General features: G+C 35.0%; 23 protein-coding genes, 1 tRNA gene and 3 pseudogenes. 13 read left to right on the top strand and 14 right to left on the bottom strand.

Going from position 1 to position 24,326, the window contains the following annotated elements:
• Window positions 1-41 precede the first annotated feature (41 nt).
• Together ACEL90_RS02665 and trpS are read left to right on the top strand one after the other, a co-directional pair.
• Complete coding sequence (locus ACEL90_RS02665; protein ID WP_423349219.1) at window positions 42-611, top strand: nucleotide exchange factor GrpE; 570 nt, start codon at window positions 42-44, stop codon at window positions 609-611.
• A 17-nt stretch (window positions 612-628) separates the two neighbouring features.
• Entirely contained in the window at window positions 629-1,627 is a 999-nt protein-coding gene (trpS, locus tag ACEL90_RS02660; RefSeq protein ID WP_006280207.1) for a tryptophan--tRNA ligase, read from the top strand.
• A gap of 168 nt (window positions 1,628-1,795) precedes the next feature.
• On the opposite strand, the gene ACEL90_RS02655 is transcribed toward trpS, so the two are convergent.
• The 3 genes and pseudogenes from ACEL90_RS02655 to ACEL90_RS02645 form a co-directional block, all read right to left on the bottom strand.
• On the bottom strand, window positions 1,796-2,557 hold the full coding sequence (locus ACEL90_RS02655; RefSeq protein ID WP_423349218.1) for an alpha/beta hydrolase: 762 nt from the start codon (window positions 2,555-2,557) through the stop codon (window positions 1,796-1,798).
• A gap of 1 nt (window position 2,558) precedes the next feature.
• A complete protein-coding gene (locus ACEL90_RS02650; RefSeq protein WP_010082469.1) occupies window positions 2,559-3,086 on the bottom strand; it encodes a c-type cytochrome in 528 nt (175 codons plus the stop codon).
• 432 nt (window positions 3,087-3,518) lie between these two features.
• A pseudogene (locus ACEL90_RS02645) lies at window positions 3,519-4,774 on the bottom strand (IS4 family transposase).
• A 181-nt stretch (window positions 4,775-4,955) separates the two neighbouring features.
• Between ACEL90_RS02645 and ACEL90_RS02640 the strand changes: the two are divergent.
• The 4 genes from ACEL90_RS02640 (at window position 4,956) to ACEL90_RS02625 (ending at window position 8,269) form a co-directional block, all read left to right on the top strand.
• The gene (locus ACEL90_RS02640; protein WP_423349217.1) at window positions 4,956-5,120 is read left to right on the top strand and encodes a hypothetical protein; all 165 of its coding nucleotides are present in this window, start codon (window positions 4,956-4,958) and stop codon (window positions 5,118-5,120) included.
• 207 nt (window positions 5,121-5,327) lie between these two features.
• On the top strand, window positions 5,328-6,545 hold the full coding sequence (locus tag ACEL90_RS02635; RefSeq protein WP_423349216.1) for a hypothetical protein: 1,218 nt from the start codon (window positions 5,328-5,330) through the stop codon (window positions 6,543-6,545).
• 102 nt (window positions 6,546-6,647) lie between these two features.
• On the top strand, window positions 6,648-7,916 hold the full coding sequence (proS, locus tag ACEL90_RS02630; protein WP_423349215.1) for a proline--tRNA ligase: 1,269 nt from the start codon (window positions 6,648-6,650) through the stop codon (window positions 7,914-7,916).
• A complete protein-coding gene (locus ACEL90_RS02625; RefSeq protein WP_423349214.1) occupies window positions 7,913-8,269 on the top strand; it encodes a holo-[acyl-carrier-protein] synthase in 357 nt (118 codons plus the stop codon). The genes proS and ACEL90_RS02625 overlap by 4 nt, the downstream gene beginning before the upstream one ends.
• A 145-nt stretch (window positions 8,270-8,414) precedes the next feature.
• Here ACEL90_RS02625 and ACEL90_RS02620 read toward each other — a convergent pair.
• Window positions 8,415-8,513, bottom strand: a pseudogene (locus tag ACEL90_RS02620) (WPE palindromic element domain-containing protein); the annotation flags it as partial.
• A gap of 167 nt (window positions 8,514-8,680) precedes the next feature.
• On the opposite strand from ACEL90_RS02620, the gene ACEL90_RS02615 reads away from it, so the two are divergent.
• Window positions 8,681-10,177 (top strand): proton-conducting transporter membrane subunit, encoded by a 1,497-nt coding sequence (locus ACEL90_RS02615; RefSeq protein WP_423349213.1) that lies wholly within the window; start codon window positions 8,681-8,683, stop codon window positions 10,175-10,177.
• Here the strand turns inward: ACEL90_RS02615 and ACEL90_RS02610 are convergent.
• From ACEL90_RS02610 to ACEL90_RS02590, 5 genes are all read right to left on the bottom strand, one after another.
• A complete protein-coding gene (locus tag ACEL90_RS02610; protein ID WP_010082435.1) occupies window positions 10,174-10,836 on the bottom strand; it encodes a hypothetical protein in 663 nt (220 codons plus the stop codon). The two genes, ACEL90_RS02615 and ACEL90_RS02610, sit on opposite strands and share 4 nt — an antisense overlap.
• 68 nt (window positions 10,837-10,904) lie before the next feature.
• Entirely contained in the window at window positions 10,905-11,699 is a 795-nt protein-coding gene (locus tag ACEL90_RS02605; protein WP_423349212.1) for a hypothetical protein, read from the bottom strand.
• 73 nt (window positions 11,700-11,772) lie between these two features.
• Window positions 11,773-12,594 carry an AAA family ATPase gene (locus ACEL90_RS02600; RefSeq protein WP_423349211.1) on the bottom strand — a complete coding sequence of 274 codons (822 nt, stop codon included), beginning with the start codon at window positions 12,592-12,594 and terminating at the stop codon, window positions 11,773-11,775.
• Between the two features lie 17 nt (window positions 12,595-12,611).
• Entirely contained in the window at window positions 12,612-13,199 is a 588-nt protein-coding gene (locus ACEL90_RS02595) for an L-threonylcarbamoyladenylate synthase (protein ID WP_423349210.1), read from the bottom strand.
• Window positions 13,200-13,317: 118 nt separating this feature from the next.
• Complete coding sequence (locus ACEL90_RS02590) at window positions 13,318-13,788, bottom strand: hypothetical protein (RefSeq protein ID WP_010082479.1); 471 nt, start codon at window positions 13,786-13,788, stop codon at window positions 13,318-13,320.
• Between the two features lie 75 nt (window positions 13,789-13,863).
• On the opposite strand from ACEL90_RS02590, the gene miaA reads away from it, so the two are divergent.
• Window positions 13,864-14,748 (top strand): tRNA (adenosine(37)-N6)-dimethylallyltransferase MiaA, encoded by an 885-nt coding sequence (gene miaA / locus ACEL90_RS02585; protein WP_423349209.1) that lies wholly within the window; start codon window positions 13,864-13,866, stop codon window positions 14,746-14,748.
• Here miaA and ACEL90_RS02580 read toward each other — a convergent pair.
• Window positions 14,745-15,561 (bottom strand): annotated as a pseudogene (locus ACEL90_RS02580) (hypothetical protein). The gene miaA and the pseudogene ACEL90_RS02580 sit on opposite strands and share 4 nt — an antisense overlap.
• A gap of 303 nt (window positions 15,562-15,864) precedes the next feature.
• Here ACEL90_RS02580 and recG point away from each other — a divergent pair.
• Together recG and ACEL90_RS02570 are read left to right on the top strand one after the other, a co-directional pair.
• On the top strand, window positions 15,865-17,886 hold the full coding sequence (gene recG, locus ACEL90_RS02575; protein ID WP_423349208.1) for an ATP-dependent DNA helicase RecG: 2,022 nt from the start codon (window positions 15,865-15,867) through the stop codon (window positions 17,884-17,886).
• A gap of 814 nt (window positions 17,887-18,700) precedes the next feature.
• Window positions 18,701-19,006 (top strand): hypothetical protein, encoded by a 306-nt coding sequence (locus ACEL90_RS02570; RefSeq protein ID WP_423349207.1) that lies wholly within the window; start codon window positions 18,701-18,703, stop codon window positions 19,004-19,006.
• Here the strand turns inward: ACEL90_RS02570 and ACEL90_RS02565 are convergent.
• From ACEL90_RS02565 to walE1, 4 genes are all read right to left on the bottom strand, one after another.
• Window positions 19,003-19,461, bottom strand: coding sequence for a hypothetical protein (locus ACEL90_RS02565; protein WP_022626355.1), 459 nt, complete (start codon window positions 19,459-19,461; stop codon window positions 19,003-19,005). The genes ACEL90_RS02570 and ACEL90_RS02565 overlap by 4 nt on opposite strands.
• Before the next feature lie 135 nt (window positions 19,462-19,596).
• Window positions 19,597-19,671 (bottom strand) — tRNA-Gln (locus ACEL90_RS02560).
• Entirely contained in the window at window positions 19,662-19,997 is a 336-nt protein-coding gene (gene cutA, locus ACEL90_RS02555) for a divalent-cation tolerance protein CutA (RefSeq protein ID WP_006279213.1), read from the bottom strand. Before cutA ends, ACEL90_RS02560 begins: the two co-directional genes overlap by 10 nt.
• 441 nt (window positions 19,998-20,438) lie before the next feature.
• Window positions 20,439-21,893 (bottom strand): actin bundler, encoded by a 1,455-nt coding sequence (gene walE1, locus ACEL90_RS02550; RefSeq protein WP_423349206.1) that lies wholly within the window; start codon window positions 21,891-21,893, stop codon window positions 20,439-20,441.
• A gap of 224 nt (window positions 21,894-22,117) precedes the next feature.
• Here walE1 and ACEL90_RS02545 point away from each other — a divergent pair, with 224 nt between their 5' ends.
• From ACEL90_RS02545 to hflC, 3 genes are all read left to right on the top strand, one after another.
• The gene (locus ACEL90_RS02545; RefSeq protein ID WP_006279848.1) at window positions 22,118-22,333 is read left to right on the top strand and encodes a hypothetical protein; all 216 of its coding nucleotides are present in this window, start codon (window positions 22,118-22,120) and stop codon (window positions 22,331-22,333) included.
• 82 nt (window positions 22,334-22,415) lie between these two features.
• Window positions 22,416-23,450, top strand: a complete 1,035-nt coding sequence (gene hflK, locus ACEL90_RS02540) for an FtsH protease activity modulator HflK (protein ID WP_006279849.1) — start codon at window positions 22,416-22,418, stop codon at window positions 23,448-23,450.
• Window positions 23,451-23,452: 2 nt separating this feature from the next.
• On the top strand, window positions 23,453-24,325 hold the full coding sequence (gene hflC, locus ACEL90_RS02535; RefSeq protein WP_423349205.1) for a protease modulator HflC: 873 nt from the start codon (window positions 23,453-23,455) through the stop codon (window positions 24,323-24,325).
• Window position 24,326 lies beyond the last annotated feature (1 nt).

Genomic DNA, 24,326 nt, shown 5'->3' with positions numbered 1-24,326 from the left:
ATTAATTGTTATATATTTATTAGATTCTTAAGGGTAATGATATGTCAGATAGCAGTAAGGAGAAAAAGAAGAAGTTTGCTGATATGGTAAGTAGGCAGAAAGGTGACGACCAACAAAGTGATAACCATAAGCAAACTGATGATTTAAATGAAGATCTCAATACATTAAGAGAACGTGCAGCTCAGCTTGAAGATCATTTACGCCGTGCTGTTGCAGATAATGAAAACGTCAAACGTATAATGCAAAAGCAAACTAGCGATGCAAGTGACTACGCAGTCACAAAACTTGCACGTGATATGATCGACTCGTGCGACAATTTAAAAAGAGTAATGGAAATTTTGAAAGACGGTGATCCTGTTCATGAGGGGATTAAAGTAGCTTATCAAAAAATTATAAATGATCTAAAAAAACATGGAATAGAGGAAGTAGATCCACTTGGTGAGCTTTTTGATAGTAATTTACACCAAGCTGTTGTGGAAAGGGAAGACAATGAAAAAAAGCCTGGCACCATTGTAGAAGTACTACAAACTGGTTATACTATCAAAAATAGGTTGCTCCGTCCTGCAATGGTTATTCTTTCTAAGAAATCTGCTGATTGTGGAAGCGATTAGCATGAGGTAAATGTATAATGACAAGTATTGTCTTTTCGGGTATCCAGCCAAGTGGCGTACTACATTTAGGTAATTATCTTGGTGCAATCAAACAGTGGATAGACTTGCAGGATAAATACAAATCTCTTTTTTGTATTGTCGACCTACACGCAATCACAGCAAATAAGCTTCCCGCAAGTGAATTAAAAAGTAATATTTTCAAAACAGCAGCAGCTTATATTGCATGCGGAATAGATACAGAAAAGTCCATTATTTTTAGTCAGTCCACAGTTAGTGGTCATGCAGAACTGGGCTGGCTGCTTGGATGCTATACACCAATTGGTTGGCTTAATCGCATGACTCAATTTAAAGATAAAGCTGGCAGCGATAAACAAAAAGCCTCTCTTGGATTATATAGTTATCCAGTACTTATGGCTGCAGATATATTGTTGTATCAAACTAAATACGTTCCTGTTGGTGATGATCAAAAACAGCATTTGGAGCTTGCACGTGATATTGCATCAGCTTTTAACAATCATTATAAGCTGGATTATTTCATCGTACCTGAAATCTTAACTTTGGATTGCACATCAAGGATAATGAGCTTAAGGGATGGCACAAGCAAGATGAGTAAATCTGATCCTTCAGAACATTCGTGCATTAACCTTGATGATACGGATGACTTAATTGTCAAAAAAATAGAAAAAGCAAAAACAGATTCAATTCTAGGCTTTGCTACTTTAAAGTGCCGACCAGAAATAAGCAATTTGATAAACATTTATTCAGTGCTTAGTAATGTAAATGCAGAAAAAGTATGTGAAGAAGTGAACAAACATGACATGAAGCACTTCAAAAAAGAGTTAGCTGATTTAATTATCAGTGTTATATCACCCATACGTGAGAAAATGAATGATCTTTTAAAAGACCAATTCCATTTACATGAAATATTAAAAAAAGGCACAAAGAAAGCAGCAGAAATTGCAACCCATAATATAAAAGAAATCAAGGATATTATTGGATTTGCTCAATATCTGTAAGGTTCCAAAGTGTGATGGTGCGAACCGTCATACCGCCGCGGTATCTCAGCCGCTAACACGTAGCGGGATGACGGTTTTTCAAATTGTCGTAGGTCAGTTTAGCTATAGGCAGCAATTTTCTGTATTTATTTTAAATTGAAGAAAGCTCAAATGAAAGATCGTGTTTTGCTAAAAATCACAGAATGCAGTCTGGTTACAAAATTCTCTAATGGTCTTAAATAAAACTTCCAGTGAATGATTGTCAGACATATTGTGCTCTGCTGATTTTATTAAGTGTACTTCAACATCGGTTGACTTAATTTTTTCAGCTAAATTCAATGAAGTTTGATAAGGAACATCTTTATCATTAATGCTATGCAGCAAGCGCACAGGACAGTTTATATCTATTGTCTTTTTGTTTAAAAGAAGGTTCTTTCTGCCATCTTCGATCAAATTTTTAGTTATTTTGTATGTACAATGCTCTGAAGTAAAATCTATTACACCTTTAGAATCTAGTCCTTCTTTTTGCTTGCCTGACAATTGCTTGAATATCAAATCTTCAGTAAAATCGGGAGCAGACGATATACCAGTTAGTGCTGCAATTTTTTCTGGAAATTGAAGGGCAGTGAGCAACATTAGCCATCCTCCCATACTTGAACCTATAATTATTTGTTTATCGCTAGTTAATTCACTCATTACTTTAGCACAATTTTTTTGCCAATCACTTATCGTGTAATCAATAAAATTACCACTTGAATGACCGTGACCAAAATAATCAAATAGCACAAGTGCTACGTCATTTTCTTGGCAAAATTTGTAAATAGCAGTTGCTTTAGTTCCATCCATATTGGATGCAAATCCACCGAAAAAAACTACAGAAGCTTTCTTTCCTTGTAGCTTTCGATATGCTATGTGACCATTATTTCCATCAAACAATTTACAATAATCCATACTACTTTGGCAAAGCAACCGGGCTATCACTCAATTGATGCAAATAACTAACTAGATCTGCAATTTCTTGTGGATTGGAAATACCTGCAAATGCCATACGTGTACCTTTTATATAGGCTTTTGGGTTCTTTAAAAAGGCAAATAGCTCCTCATACCCCCATTTTCCACCTCTTTCAAGCACTGCTTTTGAGTAATTGAATGAGTTACCAAGATGGGCCTTTTTATTTCCAACTATGTTCCATAAGTTTGGTCCTACTTTATTCATTCCACCTTTCTCAAAACTATGGCAGGCTATACATTTTTTTGCTGCTGATTTACCTTTCTCAAAGCTAGCATTCTGCATGAGCGCTCCAATATCAAGCGCCACTTGCTCGATTTTTTGCTGGAACTCATTGCTGCCAGCAGCTACTATCGTTTGGTGTTCAATCTTATATTCTTCTGGACTGTAAAGCATATCAACTACATTACTAACTATCATAATGATTAGCCCAGAAAGTAAAATCGATGCTGCAATCTTATTAAGCTCCATAGTTAATTTTTATTAAGTAATGTTACTTAAATTATGCGAATATTTTCGCAAATAGCAACCAATTACCTTGAAGCTCGCTAAAGATGAGAGTCTCTATAGCTGACCCAAGAAAGGTTTTCCTACGTCCATACCGCCGCGAACCGTCATACCGCCGCGGTATCTCAGCCGCTAACAAGAGATCCCGCTAACAAGTAGCGGGATGACGAGGTTCACTGCCATTAAGTTAAGGAAAGAATGGTTAAAAACTGAACTAAAAAGTCAGAAATAATTAAGGATTTATGACAAATGCTGAAACAGAATAGAGTAAACTTTAAAGCAGATAAACTCTGAAGTGTAAATTACTTAAGAAATAGTTTGTTTAGAAGTCATTTTACAGGAGCTATGGCAATAAGCTACCCAGTTATTATCAGAAGATATGAATACTACCTCTAGTCAAAATATGTGTTTTCTAACCCTTTTTTGGTAATTGAACGAACGAAGATAAGGTACCTTATGACGATCAACTTTCCTTCCCTTTCTTACCACCAAAGTGTTCATCAAAAATAGCTTTGATAATTGATCCATAATGCAGTCAGTATCTGATTCCGTAGCAAAAATGTCGAAAGCCAAGTTTTTGATCGCGTTAAATGAGACAGATTTGTTAATGCTCCTCTTAAGCTTATCATCGGTTAAGTCCATATTCAACGCTTCTTCTACATCTTTTGTCATAACACTTTCTAGGTTGCTAATAATGATAGCTGACCAAAAATCCTGTTTAACAGACTCAACACTTTTTCCTGTAAAATTTTCTAGACTTAGTCTTCCTTTGAGTTTTGCAAAAAATGTCTCAACTCCCCAGCGTAAAAAATATAACTCCTTAAATCCTCCAGTTTGAAACTTTTGTTCATCCATTAATGATGTAGCTAACACTTCAATTTCACCAGATGGCAGTACCACTTTGAAGCGTTATTCCACTATTTTCTTGTTTTATCTTACGCTGAGCACATATGGTAACCTCAACACTAGATGGGCTTTTTTCTTCAAACATAGCATTCACTTCATTAAAAGATGATCTGGGACATCGAATGACATAAGCAATTTTTCTTTTTGTAAGGCTAGAAAGAAATTTATAAGATAAATATACAAATCAGTAAGTCATTAGTATTTACAACTTTAAGCATTTCATCTGCTAAGTTAATTTCATGAGTGTTACCTCTATCTAACACTGACCTTATGGCAACATTATTTAGCACATCTTAACAAACCGCAAAGGTTGCACTTGCATAATCACCTAAATCTTTTGGTTTTTGGTTACGTATTTTTCTTGAGCCAAATTCATTTTTTATTTCAACGCTTGTTGGTAAAATGATTTTGGAGGCATCAAGAGCTAACACTCTAAAGCCAAAACAAGTTTTAAATTTTTGGTCTTGGTAGTACAAGGAAACCACACCTTCGTTAATTTCTGAAAATGCACTGTGTTTCATTTTTTTTCTTGCTTGACTAAAAGCACTAGCAGTAACGGTATAGTCTTTTTTCCTATATAAAATAAATTCGTTTAGTATTACTTGCAGCGACTTTACACTTTTTCTTAAAATTAAGATAAATATGTCAATAAAAGATAACTTCCTCTTTCTCATAAAATCTTTTGAAGATGATTTATGGGATTCTATAAATTCTAGACTTGCCAATTCATTTTGAATAAATTTTATTACTGCATTTTTTACTCATACTACCTTTAAACTTATTGGTATACATCATTATCCCATAAAATCTATCTTTTTTCCTTAACTTAATGGCAGTGAGACGAGGTTATCGTCATGCCGCCACGAACCGTCATACCGCGATTCATTCGCGGTATCTCTTAGCCGCTAACAAGTAGCTGGATGACGATTGTCAGGGTGTAATCCCAGTGTCCCTATGATGTCATCCCAGTGCCCAGACACTGGGATCCAGGAAAGTTTGCTTGTTTACAAGCAAACTAGCACAGAAAGTGGTTACAACATTTTCGATGAGATTATATGGAAAACTGGATCCCAGTGTCATGCACTGGAATGACAAAGGAGAGCAGTGTCAGCTACTTGGATGACACCTTTTTTCTACTTAGTGTGGGTTATACAAGAAGTCTATTGTATGGCTATTGCTGGTCGTATATTACTTATAGCTTATCTATTCAAATTGCAACTTTGTTTTTCATAATTAATTATTGACAGAAATTATTAATTGGGTTATTATTAAATTATCGTTAACAAGTGAGGCAAAGAAATGATGATATCCAATAATTCTTCATTGCTAAAAGATAGTCAGGAGCTTACTAAAACTAAGCAGACTATATGGAAACCTTTAATTGCTGTTTCATTATCATCTATATTTAGTTTCATATCTGGTCAATATCTTCCTTATGTTATTATAGCAGTTTCTGGTTCTGGCCCTATTGCAGCAGTTCCTTTAGCAATTTTTGCTGTTTCTACGGTTGTTGCACTTATTTCAGTGACATATCTTGTTAAACTGGCTATTTCTAGAGATGATAATAAGAAAGAAGTAGGTCTTAATGGACAGAAATTCGGCCATACTCCATCTCAAGAACCACAAAAATTTGTGTGTAAAAATTGTACTAATCTGGAGAATAAATCAAATGTACCTACTCCTCAATCACCTCCAGTAACATTGGGTACACAATCAAATCCAAGTGTCAGTGTACCACCGCCACCACCTCCTCCATTGCCACAAGATGCTGCACTACCACCTCCGCCTCCGCCTCCGCATTTTTTTACAGCTTCCAAGCGTACGGAGCAACCTAAGAATGATGCACCGAAGAAAGGCTGTGAACCTGAGAATAATAATCATTCTACTCTGTTTGAACAGATAAGAGGAGGTACTACGTTAAAAAGAGTGAGCAGCAACAAGAGTGGGCAGCAACAAAATTTTACAAATGAATTGAAAGCAAAATTAGAAAGTCGTGGGGGCACTGACAAAAAAGAAACACCAGAAGAGTTTGCTGCAAGAATAGATAGGGAGCAAGCAGAGAGAAAGAAGTCGGATGATAATGATTCAGATTGGACAAAGAGACTTAAGGAGAGAGCAGCAGTCATGCAACTCTCAGATAGTGAAAGTGAGCATTCTGATTCTATTAGCGATTCAGATTGGACTACAGATGAAAGCAAAGACACACAGAAAGAGATAGAGCAGGAAAAAGAGGAGCAGACAAAACACACAAATTCCCTATCAAGCAAGGAAGAAGGAAGCGGGGATCTTGACAGTGGTATAGGATCTAGAGCCACATCTCCGATACATCCTGAACAAGAAACAGAGGAGTCACCGGTACCGCCAAGTTCGTGTGTTGATTCACCACAAGTAAATAATGTTGACTCAGTGGATAATGAGGTGCAAGATTCACCTCCTCTTTCTGTTGAGGATCGCATAGCACAGTTTGGTGGAAAAGCGTTGCGATGCCAAAAGGAAAATGTTGTACAAGGACTATGATAACTATGAAATGGTCAGCCATGCACTTCCCTTCCTTTTCAAAATAAGTTTACCTACAGGTCTGATTGTATTAAGATTACTTAATACAATCAGATCTATTATATGCGCTTATCCAAATATTACCTGCCAACTCTAAAGGAAAAGCCTGCCCATGCTAAAATTATCTCCCATCAATATTCTTTGCGTGCAGGTTTAATAAAGCAGATAGCATCTGGCATCTATACGTGGTTACCACTTGGTCTCTTAGTGCTTAAGAATATTGAAGATATTATCAGAGATGAAATGAACAAATCCGGTGCTATTGAAGCATTAATGCCTTGTGTGCAACCAGCAAGTCTTTGGCGAGAATCAGGGCGTTACGATGATTACGGTAAGGAAATGCTACGCATAAAGGATAGGCATGAGGAAGATATGCTTTTTGGTCCAACGCATGAGGAGGTAGCAACTGATTTAATTAGAGATGTGGTAAAAAGTTACAAAGATTTGCCACTTTGTTTATACCAAATTCAATGGAAATTCCGTGATGAGGTAAGACCACGTTATGGTGTTATGAGGGGCAGGGAATTTTTGATGAAGGATGCATACAGTTTTGATGTAGATTACGAAGGTGCACTGAATTCATATAATTTGATGTACAAAACTTACATAAAAATCTTCAAACGCATGGGATTTACTCCAATTGGAGTTCGAGCTGATACGGGGCCAATTGGAGGAAATTTGAGCCACGAGTTTCATATATTGGCAAACACTGGTGAGAGCACTTTATATTATGACAATAAATTTTCTGAACTACTAGAGAGTGAAGATATTGAAAGTTTAAAGAGTATATACGCAGTTGCAGATGATATGCATGATCCTGAGACTTGCCCTATATCACAAGAGCAGTTAAATGTTAGTAAAGGTATTGAAATAGGGCATATTTTTCATTTTGGCGACAAATATTCAAAGCCTATGAAGGCAAGTGTTACTTCTCAAGATGGAAAAAATGTCAATATACATATGGGTTCGTATGGCATTGGGGTTTCAAGGCTTGTTGGTGCAATAATAGAAGCTTTTCATGATGATAAAGGAATTATCTGGCCAGAATCGGTGGCTCCTTTCAGAATTGGTTTAATCAATTTACAAACGAAAGTAACGGAGGCTGCAGATAAAATATACAAAGCTTTGAAAAGCGATGAAGTGCTTTACGATGATACGGAAGGGAGTGTAGGAGTAAAATTTTCTAGAATGGATCTGATAGGCTTGCCGTGGCAAATAATTGTCGGAAAGAAAGCAGTAAGTGAAAATATAGTTGAAGTAAAAAATAGAGCAACTGGAGAGGTAAAGGAAATGCAGATTGAGGAAGCAATAAATCACTTTAGCGCAAAATGATACACGGTATCGGCACTGACATAGTATATATACCAAGAATATTGAGAATATTACAAAAATACGGGGGAAAATTTCTCAATAGAATCTACACTGAAAAGGAAATAGAGCTAAGTAGAAAGTATAATAGTCAAGAAATGCGAGCAAGGTATTTTGCTAAACGCTTTGCAGCAAAAGAAGCTTTTGTTAAAGCACGAGGTAGTGGTCAGGGTATTACAATGAAAGATATAGAAATATACAATGATGTAAGAGGCAAGCCATATCTTACCGTTAGCAAGGATTTTATCTCCAAAATTCATCTTTCTTTAAGTGACGATGGAGATTACGCTACTGCATTTGTTGTAATTTGCGTCTAGCAGATATTTTCAATTTATGCAGTTGACTTTGTGCTATCTATATAGCTAAACTGACTTACGACAATTTGAAAAACCGTCATTCCGCTACTAGTTAGCGGCTGAGATACCGCGGCGGTATGACGGTTCGCGGTGGTATGACGTAGATTGCTGTCATTCCAGTGCTTGGCACTGGAATCCAGCCTTTATTATGCAGCCACTTAGTTGAAACTAAGTTTTCTGGATCCAAGTAGTCAGGGCACTGGGATGACATCTTTGTTGTGTTTAACAAAAACAAATATTCGTACAGTTGTGGAATGAATCGCAGTATAGCTATAGCATACACAAACGACTAGTTTGCCAAAAAAACATAGCGGTTTTTCTATGATTTTAGTATAATTCTAGCTTTACCTAAACAAAAAGATGAATTATTTAATGGACTGTGTTTTAACGTCTCTTTCCTTACCATTTTCAATTACTGAGAATTATTTATTAATTACTGCGTTGATTCCACTTTTAAGTGCGTTAGTTATTTTTTTTACTGGTAAATGGCCCGGAGTGAACAATAGTATTACTGTCACTTCTTCTGTACTTCTGTTTACGTATACGTGTCTGTGCACTTTATATTGGGTATATGGTGATCATTCTCAATTTATTCTCATGGATTTTGGTAATAATTTGCACATTAGTTTAAAGCTAGAGTCTACCGGAGTAATATTCAGTTTATTAATATCGTTTTTATGGGTGCTGACCAGTATATATGCAATATGTTATATGCAGAATAACTATGCTGATAGCAATCACTCAAGTTTTCTATGCTTTTTTTCAATAACGATTGGCTGTGCAATGTTTATTGCTTTTTCTGGAGACTTGCTCACTACATTTGTCTTTTATGAGCTTCTAACTATTAGTACATACCCTCTGGTTACTTACAACTCAACAAATGAATCAATGATTGCAGGACGCTATTACTTTGGCGTGCTATTTTTCTCTTCTTTGGTATTATTTTTTCCTGCAATAGGCCTTTTATATCATGAATTTCATACTTTAGACTTTGTAAGCGGTGGAATATTCAAATTTGATACTTCACTCATCACTTTCATTGCAGTGTGTTTTGCTATGCTGATTTACGGAATAGGAAAAGCTGCATTAATGCCAATGCATTTTTGGTTACCAAAAGCAATGGTTGCACCAACTCCTGTAAGCGCACTACTGCATGCTGTTGCTGTTGTGAAATCCGGAGTTTTCATCATCATAAAAGTTATATTATACACTTTCGGCGTCGATAACATGCAACGTTTTGTGCAGCAAAATTGGTTTGCTGGAGGGTGGCTTCCGTACGCTGCTGGATTTACTATTATTACTGCATCATTGATTGCACTAAAGCAAAAAGAATTAAAGAAATTGCTTGCTTACTCTACCATCTCTCAATTGTCGTATATTATATTATTCGCTTCAATTTTTAGTGATCTCAGCATGAGGGTTGCAATTTTTCAATTAGTTTGCCACGCATTTGCAAAAATCACTTTGTTTTTCGTTGCCGGAGCAATAATAACGAGAGCAGGTGAGAAATATATAGATAAGATTTACGGTATAGGACGCAGTATGCCAATTAGCATGACAGCATTTGCTATAGGTGCATTGTCTATGATAGGGGTGCCGCCTGCTCCGACTTTTTGGGGTAAATTTCTCATTTTTCAAGCTGTTTTCAACTCTGGCAATGTAATACTTTCTGTGTTTGTAACTCTAGTGTTAATTGTTAGTACTATACTCAACGCTCTGTACTTTTTACCGATAATTTACAACGCCTTTTTCTTAAAACCTTCTCAGAATTACTTTATTAAAAAAACACCAATTCTTCTAGTTTTACCTCCAATTATTACTGCTATGTGCACTTTGGTTATTTTTTTTAGCTACCAAGTAATATTTTAAAATCTGTATTTATAACCATTAACAATAAATTTAAATGGTATTATACCAGCCAGAGTTGCTTTTATATTCGACAAAGTGAAGCTAATCTCCACAGTATCCTCCTTATTTTGCTCGGTTGTAAAAACTACAGTAGCATTTCCAGCAAATGTAACTAAGTCCTTGGTCGATCGATCAATAGATAATGTTATTACATTTATGTTGGCGATTTTTCTTTTAGATAAAGACAAATTACCAGCTTCATTATTCGTTTTTTCCTGAAAGCCTTGATAGATTTTATGTATAGAATTGTTTCTTATAAAATTTTCTTGGTACTTCGGTTCAACGATCTTAATGGACTCGTATATTTCAATGTATTTACTTATTAAGTACCTCGCTGTGGAAGTGTATTCATCTTCCTTTTTACTGAAACTAAGCTTATGCATTGCAGAGAACTCATCTTCTGTGTGGTTCATATACTTCACAAAATTTAAATCTTTTTTAATAGGAAATAACAGGTATATGTTTAATGTTAATAAACATAAGCATACTAGGAGAAGCGATACTATTAATGCCATCCAAGATCTTTCTGCTACACAAAACAGATACCTATGGCAGTACCATTCGACTGCTTTACTGAAATAACTTTTGTTTTTTACTGATTCAAGCAATTTATCTTCCATAACACAATACTACCAGACCTAATCGGATCATTATAATAACAATAAGCTTAGATACTCTAAAAAAAACTTTAAAATATGTCTAAATTTTCCCAAATAGGATGAATGATTATATCACCTTGTTCTGCAATGAGGTAGAATTTATCGATTTTGCTCACATCTATATTTATCACTTTTACACTGAAATTTTCAGGATCATAAGTATTACTTTCTACACTTTTGTGATAATTATAATAATGTAATTTATTTTGATCATCAAAATAACCAAATTCATCAGCAAAGGTTCCCACTTTTCTACCTTTACCACTTTTGACTAGCTCAAATAGATCAATTACATGGTTTTGGGATCCAGGCTCAATAGGCCCTTCTGCAGCAAAAAATTTAGGTGCATGACCAATGTATTCCTTAAATTTTAGATTATGAGTCTTTTTTACACTACCAAAATCCACAAATTTATATTCATCTGAAATACCAGAATATTGTGGATCATACTTTTTATATTCAAAAAACTCATTACCTAAAAAATTACAAAACGTTAATTTATAATTATCATGATCGGATTTTACGACTTTAAGGTAATGAAAATCTCCAGGAATCTTTACTTCCTCTTCCGTAATATGATTACGTACAACAAGCTCACCATTTAGCATATGATAGCCAATTTTTGGCAAAGTAGCTATATTGATTGTCTTGTTTAGCTTAAAATTTGCTTCATAAATGCCACTTAACAACTCCTTTCCTTTTTCTAGGGTTATGTCTTGATCTGAAGCTATATTCTTAATTAAGCTTAATTTTTTCTGCATGTTCAATATGGCTTTCGTCAAAACTTCTATTGATTGCCATACAGTTAATTTATTATCAGTCAAATTATATACTTCGAGTATTAAATTAACAGAATTTTATCATGAATTTATGTTAAAAGTATTATACTTTGTAAACTTATGTCATGATATTAACTACATTAGCTAAAACATGCTTTTTATCTAAGTGGAGTTGCTTTGCGGCAACGAAAAGTTCACCTATTTTTTTCCACTGACTTAGCAGAATTTCAACACCATTTACCTCTCTCTTTATGCTTTCTAAAATGAAGGCCTGAATTATATATGATGCTAGTTCTAGTTCGATTTCGCTATTAATTACTTTATTAATCATATTGGGATTCTTTAAATCATGAAGAAATTTATAAAAGCATTTGTATGCTTCATAAGCATCACTACTTATTGTATTTATTATCATTCCTGGCATTCCAGGAAATAAAGTAATCATTTCGTCAAACGTTTGATTATCAAATTTACATTGAGATGAAGCAACTTGCTTTGTTTCATCATAAGTTAATGGGAGTAAATTTAGCTGAAAGCACCTACACAAGATAGTGGTTTGTATATCATATGGCTTATGGCTAATTATAAATATCTTAGAATTTTTTGGCGGCTCTTCTAATATTTTCAATATTGCGTTTTTAGCGTGATTAGTCATTGCCTCTAAGCTATCTATTATAGCTATTTTGTGTTCTGATTGAATGGGACTTAAGTGTAGAAAGTTTTTCATTTCTCTGACTTTTTCTATTCCGATAGTATCACCTTCAACAATGTGTAAGTCCAATGCTACTTCATTATAGTTTTTTATGAGTAACCAATTGGAGAAGGATTTTGCAAGTGTTGCTTTTCCTATACCTTTTTTACCACAGATCAGCCAAGACTGAACAGATAAGTTGTTCATTATTTTTTTTTTGGCTTGGTTGTGGCCTATTACTTTTTTCATTCTTTCTCCTATAGATTTTAGTTTGAAAATGCGTTGTTTACTGTTTGTAATGAAATTGCACCTTCCCTTAAAACCTTAATCTTATCTTCGGTTAAGTCAATAATAGTAGATTCTATACCAGAAACTAGTTCGTCATCTTCAATCACTACAGATAAATGTTGCTTAATGGATTGTGGTATATCGTTTGCCTTACATACACTTTCTTTTCCTGAAATATTTGTACTAGTTGCAACTATTGGAACTTTCAGTTTGTTTAGTATTGAAATTGCAATAGGATGCTCAGGAATTCTGATACCTATACTATCTTTAAAGAATTCGTTTGGCAATATGTTGTTGTTTTTAAGTGGTAAAATATAGGTAATTGGTCCAGGAGAAAAGCGGTTTATTAAATCAATATATCTTTCCTTTACCTTTGCTATTTTTGTCAAATTGTAAATATCACTAACAAATATAGACAGTGGTTTATTTTGAGAGCGTTTCTTTATCTGATATATTTTTCCTATAGATTCATTATCTAGTGCATTACAAGCAAGAGCATACACTGTTTCTGTTGGAAAACACACTAATAAATTGTTCTGTATTGCATTTATTATTTTAGATACCATATAGCTAAAAACTTATTCATAACAACTAGATCAGTTTTGTTGCACTGTATCTTATATAGTAACTGCTAGTTTTTGTAAACGTAATGCAACGCAGCTTACCATTTGTTATGCAGATTTACTACAACCCAAACTCTTCATTGACTTTATCAATTATTGCCTGTGGTGGATCCTCTCCCCATCCTGAATACAAAATCTCTCCATAGTCTGCAACATCTATAGAGCCAGTTCTGCTTTTTGCTAGAAACATTTCTCTTTTCTCTTTATCAACTAATACATAATGCCACGCTGATTTTCCACGATCTTTACCACGGACTAAGTATATAAGATCTGACCTACTTCTTTTTGTTGCATCAGCAAAAGATCTTTCATTGACAGTTCTGCTTTTACTTTTTATGCCGCCACTTTCAGAAAAAGCTTCCTTGGATTCGGTTTTTTTGCCTGCTAATTCAGAAATTTTTCCTTTTTCCCCTAATGCCCGTTCTTTGGTGTTTTGAGACGAATACTTACTGGAAAAACCTTCCCCTGTACCGCCAGGAGTCCTGTTTGTGAAACGCTTAGTAAATGAATTATTGTCGTTGTTTTCTGCCATAAAAATCTCCAAACTTTAGATTGTAGAATCCAAACTTTTACTACACTTTATCATATGTTAATTAAATTAATATAAATGAAAAATAATATAGTAATTATTACAGGAATTACGGCCTCAGGTAAATCAGAATTATGCGATAACCTGATAGAAAAATATGGAAATATTAGTATAATAAATTGTGATTCAAAGCAGGTATATGAAGAAATTCCCATAATTACTGCTCAACCGCCAAAGCAAGAAGAATTTTATAAACTATATGGTTATGTTTCAGCAAAAGAAAATTATTCCGTGGGTCTATGGTTAGAAGATTTAGAAAAAGAAGTTAATCACGCATTAGAAAATGCTCAAATACCTATCATCACTGGAGGAAGCGGGCTTTACATCAGCAGTTTAATCAAAGGCTTATCATCAATGCCACAAATAAGTCAGGAAGTGAGGAAAAATGTAAGCGAATTAAGGAAAAATTTAAGTAAAGAGGAGTTTTACAAATTAGCGCTAAGCAAAGATCCAAGGATTCAAGGTAAAGTGTTCATGAATGACTCGCACCGCCTTTCAAGGGCACTTGAAGTTATCACTGAAACTGGCAAGTCAATTTTTGTATGGCAAGAGAATAGACAGCCTCCTTTATTCAATAATTTTAAGATATATACAATTCTGCCTAAACGTGAAGATGTATACCGAAAAATAAATTCTCGTTTCATTACAATGATTGAAAATGGAGCAATTGATGAAGTAAAAAAGCTACTTAGCATGAACCTAGCCCCATATTTGCCAGCTATGAAAGCACACGGAGTGCCAGAAATTATAAAGTACTTGAAAGATGAGATTACTTTAGACGAAGCGATACAAATTGCTCAAACAAACACAAGACACTACGCGAAACGTCAGTATACCTGGTTTAAAAAACAATTTCTAAATGCTGAAGTGATTGATTGTGCAAACAAGCTCAAGATATTTTAATCCAGGCCGTGCTCATTACTACGAATAGGGGGCCATATTTTCCAGATGGTCGCTTACTTCTAGTGGATCGCCTAAACCATGCTCTATTTTTATTTTAAAAAATCCAAGCCTCTCGCAAAATTTCTGAAAACACTCTTTTATAACGTCAAACAAGTTTTTATCACCTATATTATAGTCCTTCAGTCTCTTAGGAACAGTAAGTGACAATTTACCATCTTCATATGTTACATTTTTATCACCTTGAGACTTAAGTGTGAATTCTAGCGAGCTATCCAATTTACATAATTCTTCTTCCAGTTCTGCAAAAGTGCGAACTGCAATTTTTTCTTCAATTCTGATTGCCGCATGACTTGGATCACTACAATTAATATGTGTTACATGATTAGACTGAAACAATAACCCATATGTTTCAGCTAAATGAAGGATAGGTCCTCCTTTACCATACAATGCACCCACATAAGCAGCCTGGTTACAATTAGTGATTAGTTCTTCTAGAATAGAATCATTTGGAACTTCTGCTTCAGCATATTCAAATAGCTCTGTAAAAACTTGTTTTACAAATTGGCGGTACTTATTTTTGTCATTTGAAATGAGGTTGGTATGTTTATTATATAATTCATCAACAAGCTCTTTTGTTATAACTTTGTTCTGAATAACAAGTTTCATTCTTGGAAGATCTACGTACATAGTTGCACCAGAATTCGCTTCAGCATCATCTTTACCAGCCCTCAACCTGCTAAAACCAAACTTTTCTGCTTGAGCTCTTAGTGTAACTATTGGATTTTCCTTTTCTTTTGGTGTAGAGCTGTTCATCATTAATACCTTGATATAGACTGCTAATGGTATAATAATACATAAAAATGATTAATAAGTTAATAAAATACCTACTATAAGCCCTATGATAGCAAATATAGTTAGGGGTAACTTAGGCTTACCGACGATTTTAAAAACGACAAATCGTCATTCCGCTACGTGTTAGCGGAATCTATGCTGAGATACCGCGAATGAATCGCGGTATGACGTTAGAGAGCTGTGCTAGCTATAGTGCATACCTGACCATAAGGTGACAAGATTTTAAAAAGGCTCTATAACAGTTTTACACATGTATGAATCTCAATGAGCAATCAGATTTTTCTAAATAGCAGGCTGGAGAATATACCTAAGTTCCATTCCGCAATATTGCCTAAACTTTGTGGTGGGGACAAGGTGGTGGATCTGCTGTTTTATAAGCCACTTAGTTATGTGGATAGAAGCAAGTTACTATCTGATGCTCGAGTTGGAGAATTTACAACTTTCATTGCAAAAGTTTATGAACATCAGTCGCCTACTTTTAGAGGTAGACCATATAAAATAGTCGTTGAAAGTGAGAGTCAGTATATATTCATAGTCTTTTTTAATTACTCAGTTAAGTATTTATATAAACTATTTCCAATTGGAGCGAATGTGATCATCAGTGGCAAACTCGAAAAATTTGCTGAACATTGGCAAATTACTCATCCAGATTACGTGTCGCTTGACATCAACCAATTTAAAAAAATAGCTTGCATAGAGCCAGTTTACCAATTATGCCGTGGCATTACCAATAAGCGCATTGGGAACATAATAAGCTCTAATCTAAAGGAATTGCCTGATTTACCAGAGTGGATAGATGATACATTAATCAAGCAAAAAAAATGGTTGAGTTGGAGGGAAAGCATCATAAAGTTGCACAGACCAAGCTCATTGGTGGAAGCTGAGGTTTGTAGAAAAAGGCTTGCTTATGATGAATTGTTTGCGTATCAGCTAGCGCTGAAACTTGCAAGAAAAAATCATGTGAAAGAAAGGGGAAGAGAATTTATAATATTGAGTAAATACAAAGAGCAAGTTTTAAATGAATTGTCGTTTCAATTAACAAATGATCAAACTCGTGCAATAGATGAGATCTCAGAGAGACAAAAATCCAAGTATCGCATGATAAGCTTGCTGCAAGGTGATGTTGGTAGTGGCAAAACCGTAGTTGCACTTTTTGCGATGATAAATGTGGTAGAAAACAACATGCAGGCAGCTCTAATGGCACCGACTACTATCTTGGCGGAGCAACATTATAATTGGATTGAGGAAGTTTTATCCTGTACCGATATAAAAGTTGCGCTGCTTACTGGTAAAACTTCGCGCAAGGAAAGAAAGATTATCATGAACGAACTTGCAAGTGGTGTTTTAAATATAGTGATTGGCACTCATGCACTATTTCAAGCTAACGTTACATTTAAAAATTTAGGGCTTGCAGTCATAGACGAGCAACAGCGATTTGGAGTGATGCAGAGAAATCGCTTGGTAGGAAAAGGAGAAAATGCCGATATACTTTTCGTTACTGCAACTCCCATTCCAAGAACTTTGCAGCAAGCTATGTATGGTGACGTTGAATGTTCAATTTTGAAAGAAAAACCAAAATCCAGATTGCCAATAAAAACTGTAACTATGAACATTAGTAGGGTGCCAGATGTTATTGAAAAGCTAAAAGGTGCTATAAACAGGGGCGAAAAAGCATATTGGATTTGTCCATATATAGAAGAAAACGAAGAGACCAATGTTGCTGCAGCAGAGATGCGTTTTCAGGAATTACAAAAAACATTTCTTGATAAAGTCGGGATAATACACGGAAAATTGACTCAGGAGCAGAAAGATCAAGTTATGTTTTCCTTCAAAAGGAATGAATTTTCTCTGCTTGTTGCAACCACTGTGATAGAAGTTGGTATAGATGTGCCAGATGCAACCATCATGATTATAGAAAATGCAGAGCAATTTGGGTTATCACAATTGCATCAGTTAAGAGGCAGAGTAGGGCGAGGAAACAAGCCATCTTTTTGTGTATTATTATACGATAATTTAAGTAAAAGCTCATCTTCAAAGTTAAAGATCATGTGTGAGTCACAAGATGGATTTTACATTGCTGAAAGGGATATGATGCTAAGAGGCAGCGGAGATATTTTAGGCACAAAACAATCAGGATGTATGGAATTTAAATTTGCTGATTTATATCAGGACAAAGAGCTGCTCAATCTCGCGTATAATAACGCAAAAGGCGCAATGGCTGATTTTGAATTACTGCTTGATATATTTGAATATAGGAGTAGATTACATTTTTCAAAATTTCAGTAGAAGAACCAGGTAGCCCGCAGAAACGAAAAAACTTGCTTGACAAACTCCGCCAGCGCCCTTATCATGATGGTGAAGCTATTGTATTTGCTTTCGCCAATCTGCAGATTAAAAGGTAAGGATTACTTAATGTATCGGCGTCTTATGTTCAATTTTTTGCAGTATATAGATACTGTATGTCTTTACAAAACTTCATCTACATCTAGATTTTTATCTAAATAAGCTGAACGCGCTTATAAAGCGTTACAAGACATCAAAAAATGCCAATACTCGACAGAGATAGTAAAAGACTAGCTAACTCGGGGATTCTTTGTCTTTTTTTTCTGCTTAGTAAATTTCTTAAACATTTGCAGCGTAGGTTAGTTGCAATTAAAAGCGGCTTAATCTTGCTTGTCAAGCGTTTAAAACATAAAAAACGCCAATATTTTAAAGCGGATAATAACCACGGGGCTTCTTTTGCCTTTTTTTTATTTGGTAAATTTCTTAATGTTTATGGCTAAAAGAGCCCAAGAGAGGTCAGTGCCCCTATGGTGTCATTCCAGTCTAGAATCCAGCATTTCACACAATCCCATCAAGAACGTTGTATTTTACATAACACTTTTATGCTTACCAACCCAGTGTCCAATCAAAATTCCTGGATCCCAGACTGGAATGACACCATAGGGGCACTGCCGTCATAAAGGAACCAGTGTCAGCTACTTGAATGACATCATAGGGGCGCTGGCCTGACAACCGTCATCCCGCTGCTTGTTAGCGGAATCTGCTGTGGCGACATAAACTCAAATCATTTCAAATTTCAATCCAAAGAGGTATCATTATGTCAAACAACTTCAATTTTAAAGAATTTTTTAACCACTATGAAACAAATAGTACGTCAGATGATATACAAAGGTATTATTTGCTGTGGAAATCAGTAATAGCGCAGGCAATGATTGATGCAGCAAGTCACTGCAAAAAAACAGAAAGCTTGGTAGAAAAACGTAAGGCAATTTCTTGGTTATCAGACTTTAGTCAAGATTTTGTGCACACATGTATATTGGCTGATTGTGATCCGGTATACGTAAAAAATAAAATACAGCCAACCTTAAAAGCCTTACTAGATAAAGCCTTTTTATATACTTAATGAGGTTTACTCCTTTTACCGAAAAAAATATAATTCAATCTCCTATCTATAGTTGCCTCTATATCTTTGATTAATAGCTGCTTTATCATGTTTACTTTTCGCTTTGCATCTTGAGCTTGACGCTCATTGTTACCACTGTTATTGCTGTAATTATTCTTATCACTATAACTACTGCCACTTGGTTTGCTACTGTTACTGAACTCACTACCCTTTTTTCTTCTTGTGTTGAGTATCTGTATTATCTTTTCCTTTAAAAAGGACTTCCAGCCTGTGCCAAGTAATAATTTATAGAGAAAATGCGGAGTAAGAAACGCCACTAATATTCGAATAGAAATTCCGTAACCGAGATCTTCCCTATTTTCATAATACCACTTGCAATATTGAAACAAACGGTAAAACGCATTTTTGAAAGAGCAAAATTCTACAGCATACCAAAAACCATTGCTGAGAAACATGAGCACAATGCTGAATGTGTAAAGATACATTGTGAAGAGAAACAGTTTCACAATTATATCTTTTAGACTACCTAATATATAATTCAATAATCTTAATTTATAGAAAAGTGATATCATTTCACACCCACTTCAATATGGCTGGGGTGGAAGGATTCGAACCTTCGCGTGGCGGTATCAAAAACCGCTGCCTTACCACTTGGCTACACCCCAATACTACTTACATCAATAACACTATTAGCCCAATTAGTAAAAGACTTATTTGCTTTTTCTATGGGCATCACAGCAATAGCTGGCTGATCATAAGAATGCATTGCTTCGATTTTTTCTACAATTTTATCAACTTGATCATTCCTGCTCTTCATAATTGCCACTACTTCACAACTATTACTAATTTTACCTTCCCATAAATACAGAGAATTCACTTCGGGAAATATATTTACACATACAATTAATTTCTCGTTTAACAATTCTTCAGAAACAGTTTTAGCCTCCTCAAAATTTGAAAAAGTTGTATAAACCAAAACTAAATTATTCATTAGTAGCTACATAAATGCATTGCTACTATACTCTACCAAGATTTATTCATCAAGAGAAAATAACGCCAGCGCGTACTGTATGAACATTTGTTTGCAAAGGTAGTATGTTAAGTGTTATAGCTAGTTTGCCTCAAACGTAAGGGTGTCATCCCAGTGCCCCTGTGATGTCATTCCAGTGCTTGACACTGGAATCCAGTTTTCCATATAATCTCATCGAAAATGTTGTAACCACTTTCTGTGCTAGTTTGCTTGTTTACAAGCAAACTTTCCTGGATCCCAGTGTCAGCTACTCGGATGACACCTTTCCTAGCAGAGAAATCACAATGTTCATACGGTTGTACGCATACCGCTGGGATCTAGGATTTTTCTATAGTTTAAAAACAAAAAAAGGACGTTACTCATTGAGTAACATCCTTTTGGAGAAGGTAGAAGTTTTACTTATTACACTGTTCCTGGAGTTGCTGTAGCTCTTGAGTTGACAGGTTCTGCACTAGGTTGATCTAGAGATGCGCGTCGTTTTGCCAACTTTTCTTCGAGTTCTCTGTCAAATTCTTCTTTTAAAGGAAGAACTTGTTTTCTTGTTAGCGTAGAAGAACCAGAACCCATTCCACTATCAGTAGAATTACTGTGAGTGAGAGTTCTGTTACTCAAACTATCCAGGTTTTGCTCCACAATAGGATCACTGAGAACATCTTCACTGAAAGAACTTTGTCCATTTAAGTTAGTCAATGAGGCGCTTCTAGGTAGTTCTGGTGGAGCAACTGGAGTAAGCTTAGGAGTTAAGCTACTAGATGAATTGCTTCTACGGACTGTCGCAAAGTTCTGAGAATCTGAATCAGAGACAGTAGCAGTACTTTCAGTTCCTATAGAATTTAGTGAATTGCTTTTTGACAAGCTGTTAGATTGTTCAGAGCCTTTTCTTCCCAGTGAAGAGAATGATGATGACACAGACCTAGTTAAACTTTTGACAGAAGGCCTGTTAGCTTTTTTCTCTGCTCTGTCAAACATATTGCTTACGCTTGAGTACAAATGATTTTCTCTACATTCTTTAATAACCTTCTTAATTTCATCGTAATGTTCAGAGAAAACACTGTCGATGAAATAACTACCTTTAGGTAATGACCTTTGTGTTAACAAGTTATGCAAGCTTTTTTCATTTAAATTATTAATGAATTCTTTCTGTACTTGCCATCCAGAAGTATGTTCAATCTCCCCTGATTTTGCCTTCTCTGCCATTTTTAAATCAATTTCTGACGATATTCCAGAAAGTACATTTTTCACTAACCCAGAATTATTTCCTTTATCAGCAAAAATTGCTTTCATATCATTTCTTATTTCGTCAGATTTCTTAATTGCATCTGGAGTAAACCTTTTTACCTTATCTAAATAGTCCGTCTCACCAGATGCCTTATGGAACTTATTTGCCACTCCTTCGCCTACAAAACTAGCGCCTTTTTTCAGTGAATCTACTGAATGTTCATAACCTTCTTTCACCTTATCTTTAACATGCACAGCACCATCTCTAACTTTTCCGGCAGCGTATGTTGATGCGTCCTTAACTTTCCCAGCAGTATATTTCGCCCCATCAACTGTTTTTTCTGCTGACCACTTGAGCCCTTTATATCCAGATTGAACTGTTTTTACAGCGACTTTTACAGCGAAATATAAAGCAAGACCAACTATAGCACCTGGTATAGCAAGTGTTGCACCAACTGCCAAAAGTGGTAGTACTGCCGTAAATAATCCACTTGCTGCACTTACTACAAGAATCTTATCTCCTTGTTTCATCTTAGAGAATTTTGTATCCCCTTCTAACAGGTCAGTAATTCTTTCTTTTAGCTTCTTGGGATCATTAGCAATATCTGAATTTGGTAGATTTTGCATCGTTTTATTCAAATCAAAACTATCTTCTGGTTGGTTTTGTTAAGTTCCAACAGAATTTGAATTTTTTTCATTATGTAACATTTTAAACCTCACCATTAATTAAATATATTATAATTGTATTCCTTGATTCTTAAGTTAGTGTTAAATTGATTGCCAGTATTTATTTGTCTTCAAATAATTTCGCTTGACGCGTTTTGTGGTAACATAGAAAATTAGGTCAAGAAGTTGCAGCATTTATGAAGTATAGAAAAAGAACACTCATCTTTTTGGCTGTTATAACTTTAATAATAATAGCTTTACTATTTAGGTATAATTCCCATTTTCACAAAGACGTAGTGCACTTAAAGAGTGACAACAAAGAATTCAAAAAAAAGCCAGAAAATTCCATAGAGTCGACCATATTACATAGAGAAAAGGAAGTGTACGATCATGTTTTCCATCCTGATGATTAATTTGTAAACAAAATAGCAATTTATGTTTGCATTTTCTTATTAAAGAAGTAATATTAGCGTATTAATTATAGAATCAATCATTATGTTTGATGATAATAATCCTTGGAATCTGGGAAAGAAACCGGTAGGGAACAAAACTCCTAATAATGAAGATATTTTAAGTAAAGCTGTATCTGATATAAGGTTCTTTCTTAATGGATTAACCAGAAACAGGGGCAAAAAACCTTATTTCATCATTTTCATTATTTTGCTGTTCTATGCTTGCACTGGCTTTTATATTGTCCATCCTAGTGAAGAAAGTATAGAACTTACCTTTGGTAAATATTCTAATACGGAAACACCTGGTTTGCGTTATCACTTCCCCTACCCTATTGGCAAGGTTTTTAAAGTGAACGTTAAGGAAGTAAATCGTGAAGAAATTGGGGTAAGTAGTTCTTATGGGCGAGATACAGATCGCGGTGAAGGCGTGATGCTAACTGGAGATGAAAATATAGTCAACGTTAACTTCGAGGTTCAATGGCGCGTTAGAGATGCTAAGGACTATTTATTCAAAGTGCGGGATTACAAACCCGGTTTCAGTGTTAAAAATGCTGCTGAAAGTGCCATGAGAGAAATAATAGGTAAAAATACGATCTCTTTTGCACTTGGTCAAGGCAGACCAGAAATTTCTAGAGATACTAGAATTCTATTGCAGCAGATTCTTGATGGATACCAAATGGGCATAGAGATTTTATCTGTTCAAATGAAAAAAATTGATCCACCAGAAAAAGTAATCAGTTCGTTTAGAGATGTACAAAGTGCTCGTGCAGACAAAGAGCGTACTATAAACGAAGCATATGCTTATAATAATGATATTATACCTCGAGCAAAGGGTGAAGCGATAAAGATAAAATTAGATGCACAAGCATATGAAAATGAAGTAATAAATGAAGCAAAAGGTAATGCAAATCGCTTTTTATCTCTTTATGAGGAATATAGACAGAATCCTTCTCTCGTTAAGAATCGTATTTATCTTGAAACTATGGAAAATATTTTCAGTAAGGTAGACAAAGTTGTTGTAACTGATGATCTGAAAGGTATGTTTTCTTATTTACCTCTTACAAATTTAGGAAAATGACCATGAGTAGTAATATTAAAATTGTTTTTGTTTCTGTATTTGTTGTTTTATTGATTGCTTTATCTAATTCAATATTTGTTGTGCAAGAAACAAAGCAAGCAATAGTTATACAACTGGGTAAAGTTGTAAGGGATGTTAGGGAAAGTGGCTTATATTTTAAGTTGCCATTCATAAATAGTGTAGAGTTTCTTGATAAAAGAGTTTTAGATTTAAGTCCTGATAAGATCCCAAGGGAAGTGATAACAGCGGATCAAAAACGTATTATAGTAGATGCGTATGCAAAATATAAAATAACAAATCCTGTTACTTTTTACCAGGCTGTGAGGAATGAATCAGGTCTGGTTAGAAGATTATATCCGGTTATAGAAGCACACATAAGAGAAAATATAGGCAGATTTTCGTTGATTAGCTTGTTGAATGAAAAAAGATCAGAGGTTATGCAATTGATTCAGCGTGGAGTTTATTCTGAAGCTGAAAAATTTGGCATAGAAATAATAGATGTAAGAATTAAGAGAGCAGATTTACCAGAAGAAAATAGTTCTGCAATATTTCGCCGTATGCAAACTGAAAGGGAAAAAGAAGCAAAAGAAATTAGAGCAGAAGGAGAGCAAGCTGGGCAGGAAGTTAGATCAAAAGCTGATAAATTAAAAAGGGAAATTATCTCCAGTGCAGTAAAAGAATCGTACGAAATAAGGGGCCGTGGTTATGCTGGAGCAACTAGAATTTATAATGAGGCATTTAAGGTTGATGAAGAGTTCTTTAACTTTTATCGCTCTATGAGCGCTTACAGTAAATCATTTGCCGAAAATAATACTAAATTTGTACTTTCACCAAACAATAACTTTTTAGATATTTTAAATAAAGGATGGAAATAAT

Source organism: Wolbachia sp. wLmal (genome assembly GCF_049435495.1).
Lineage (GTDB): Bacteria > Pseudomonadota > Alphaproteobacteria > Rickettsiales > Anaplasmataceae > Wolbachia > Wolbachia pipientis.
Note: the sequence above shows the minus strand (reverse complement) of the source record. Positions and strands in the feature narration are given on the sequence as shown.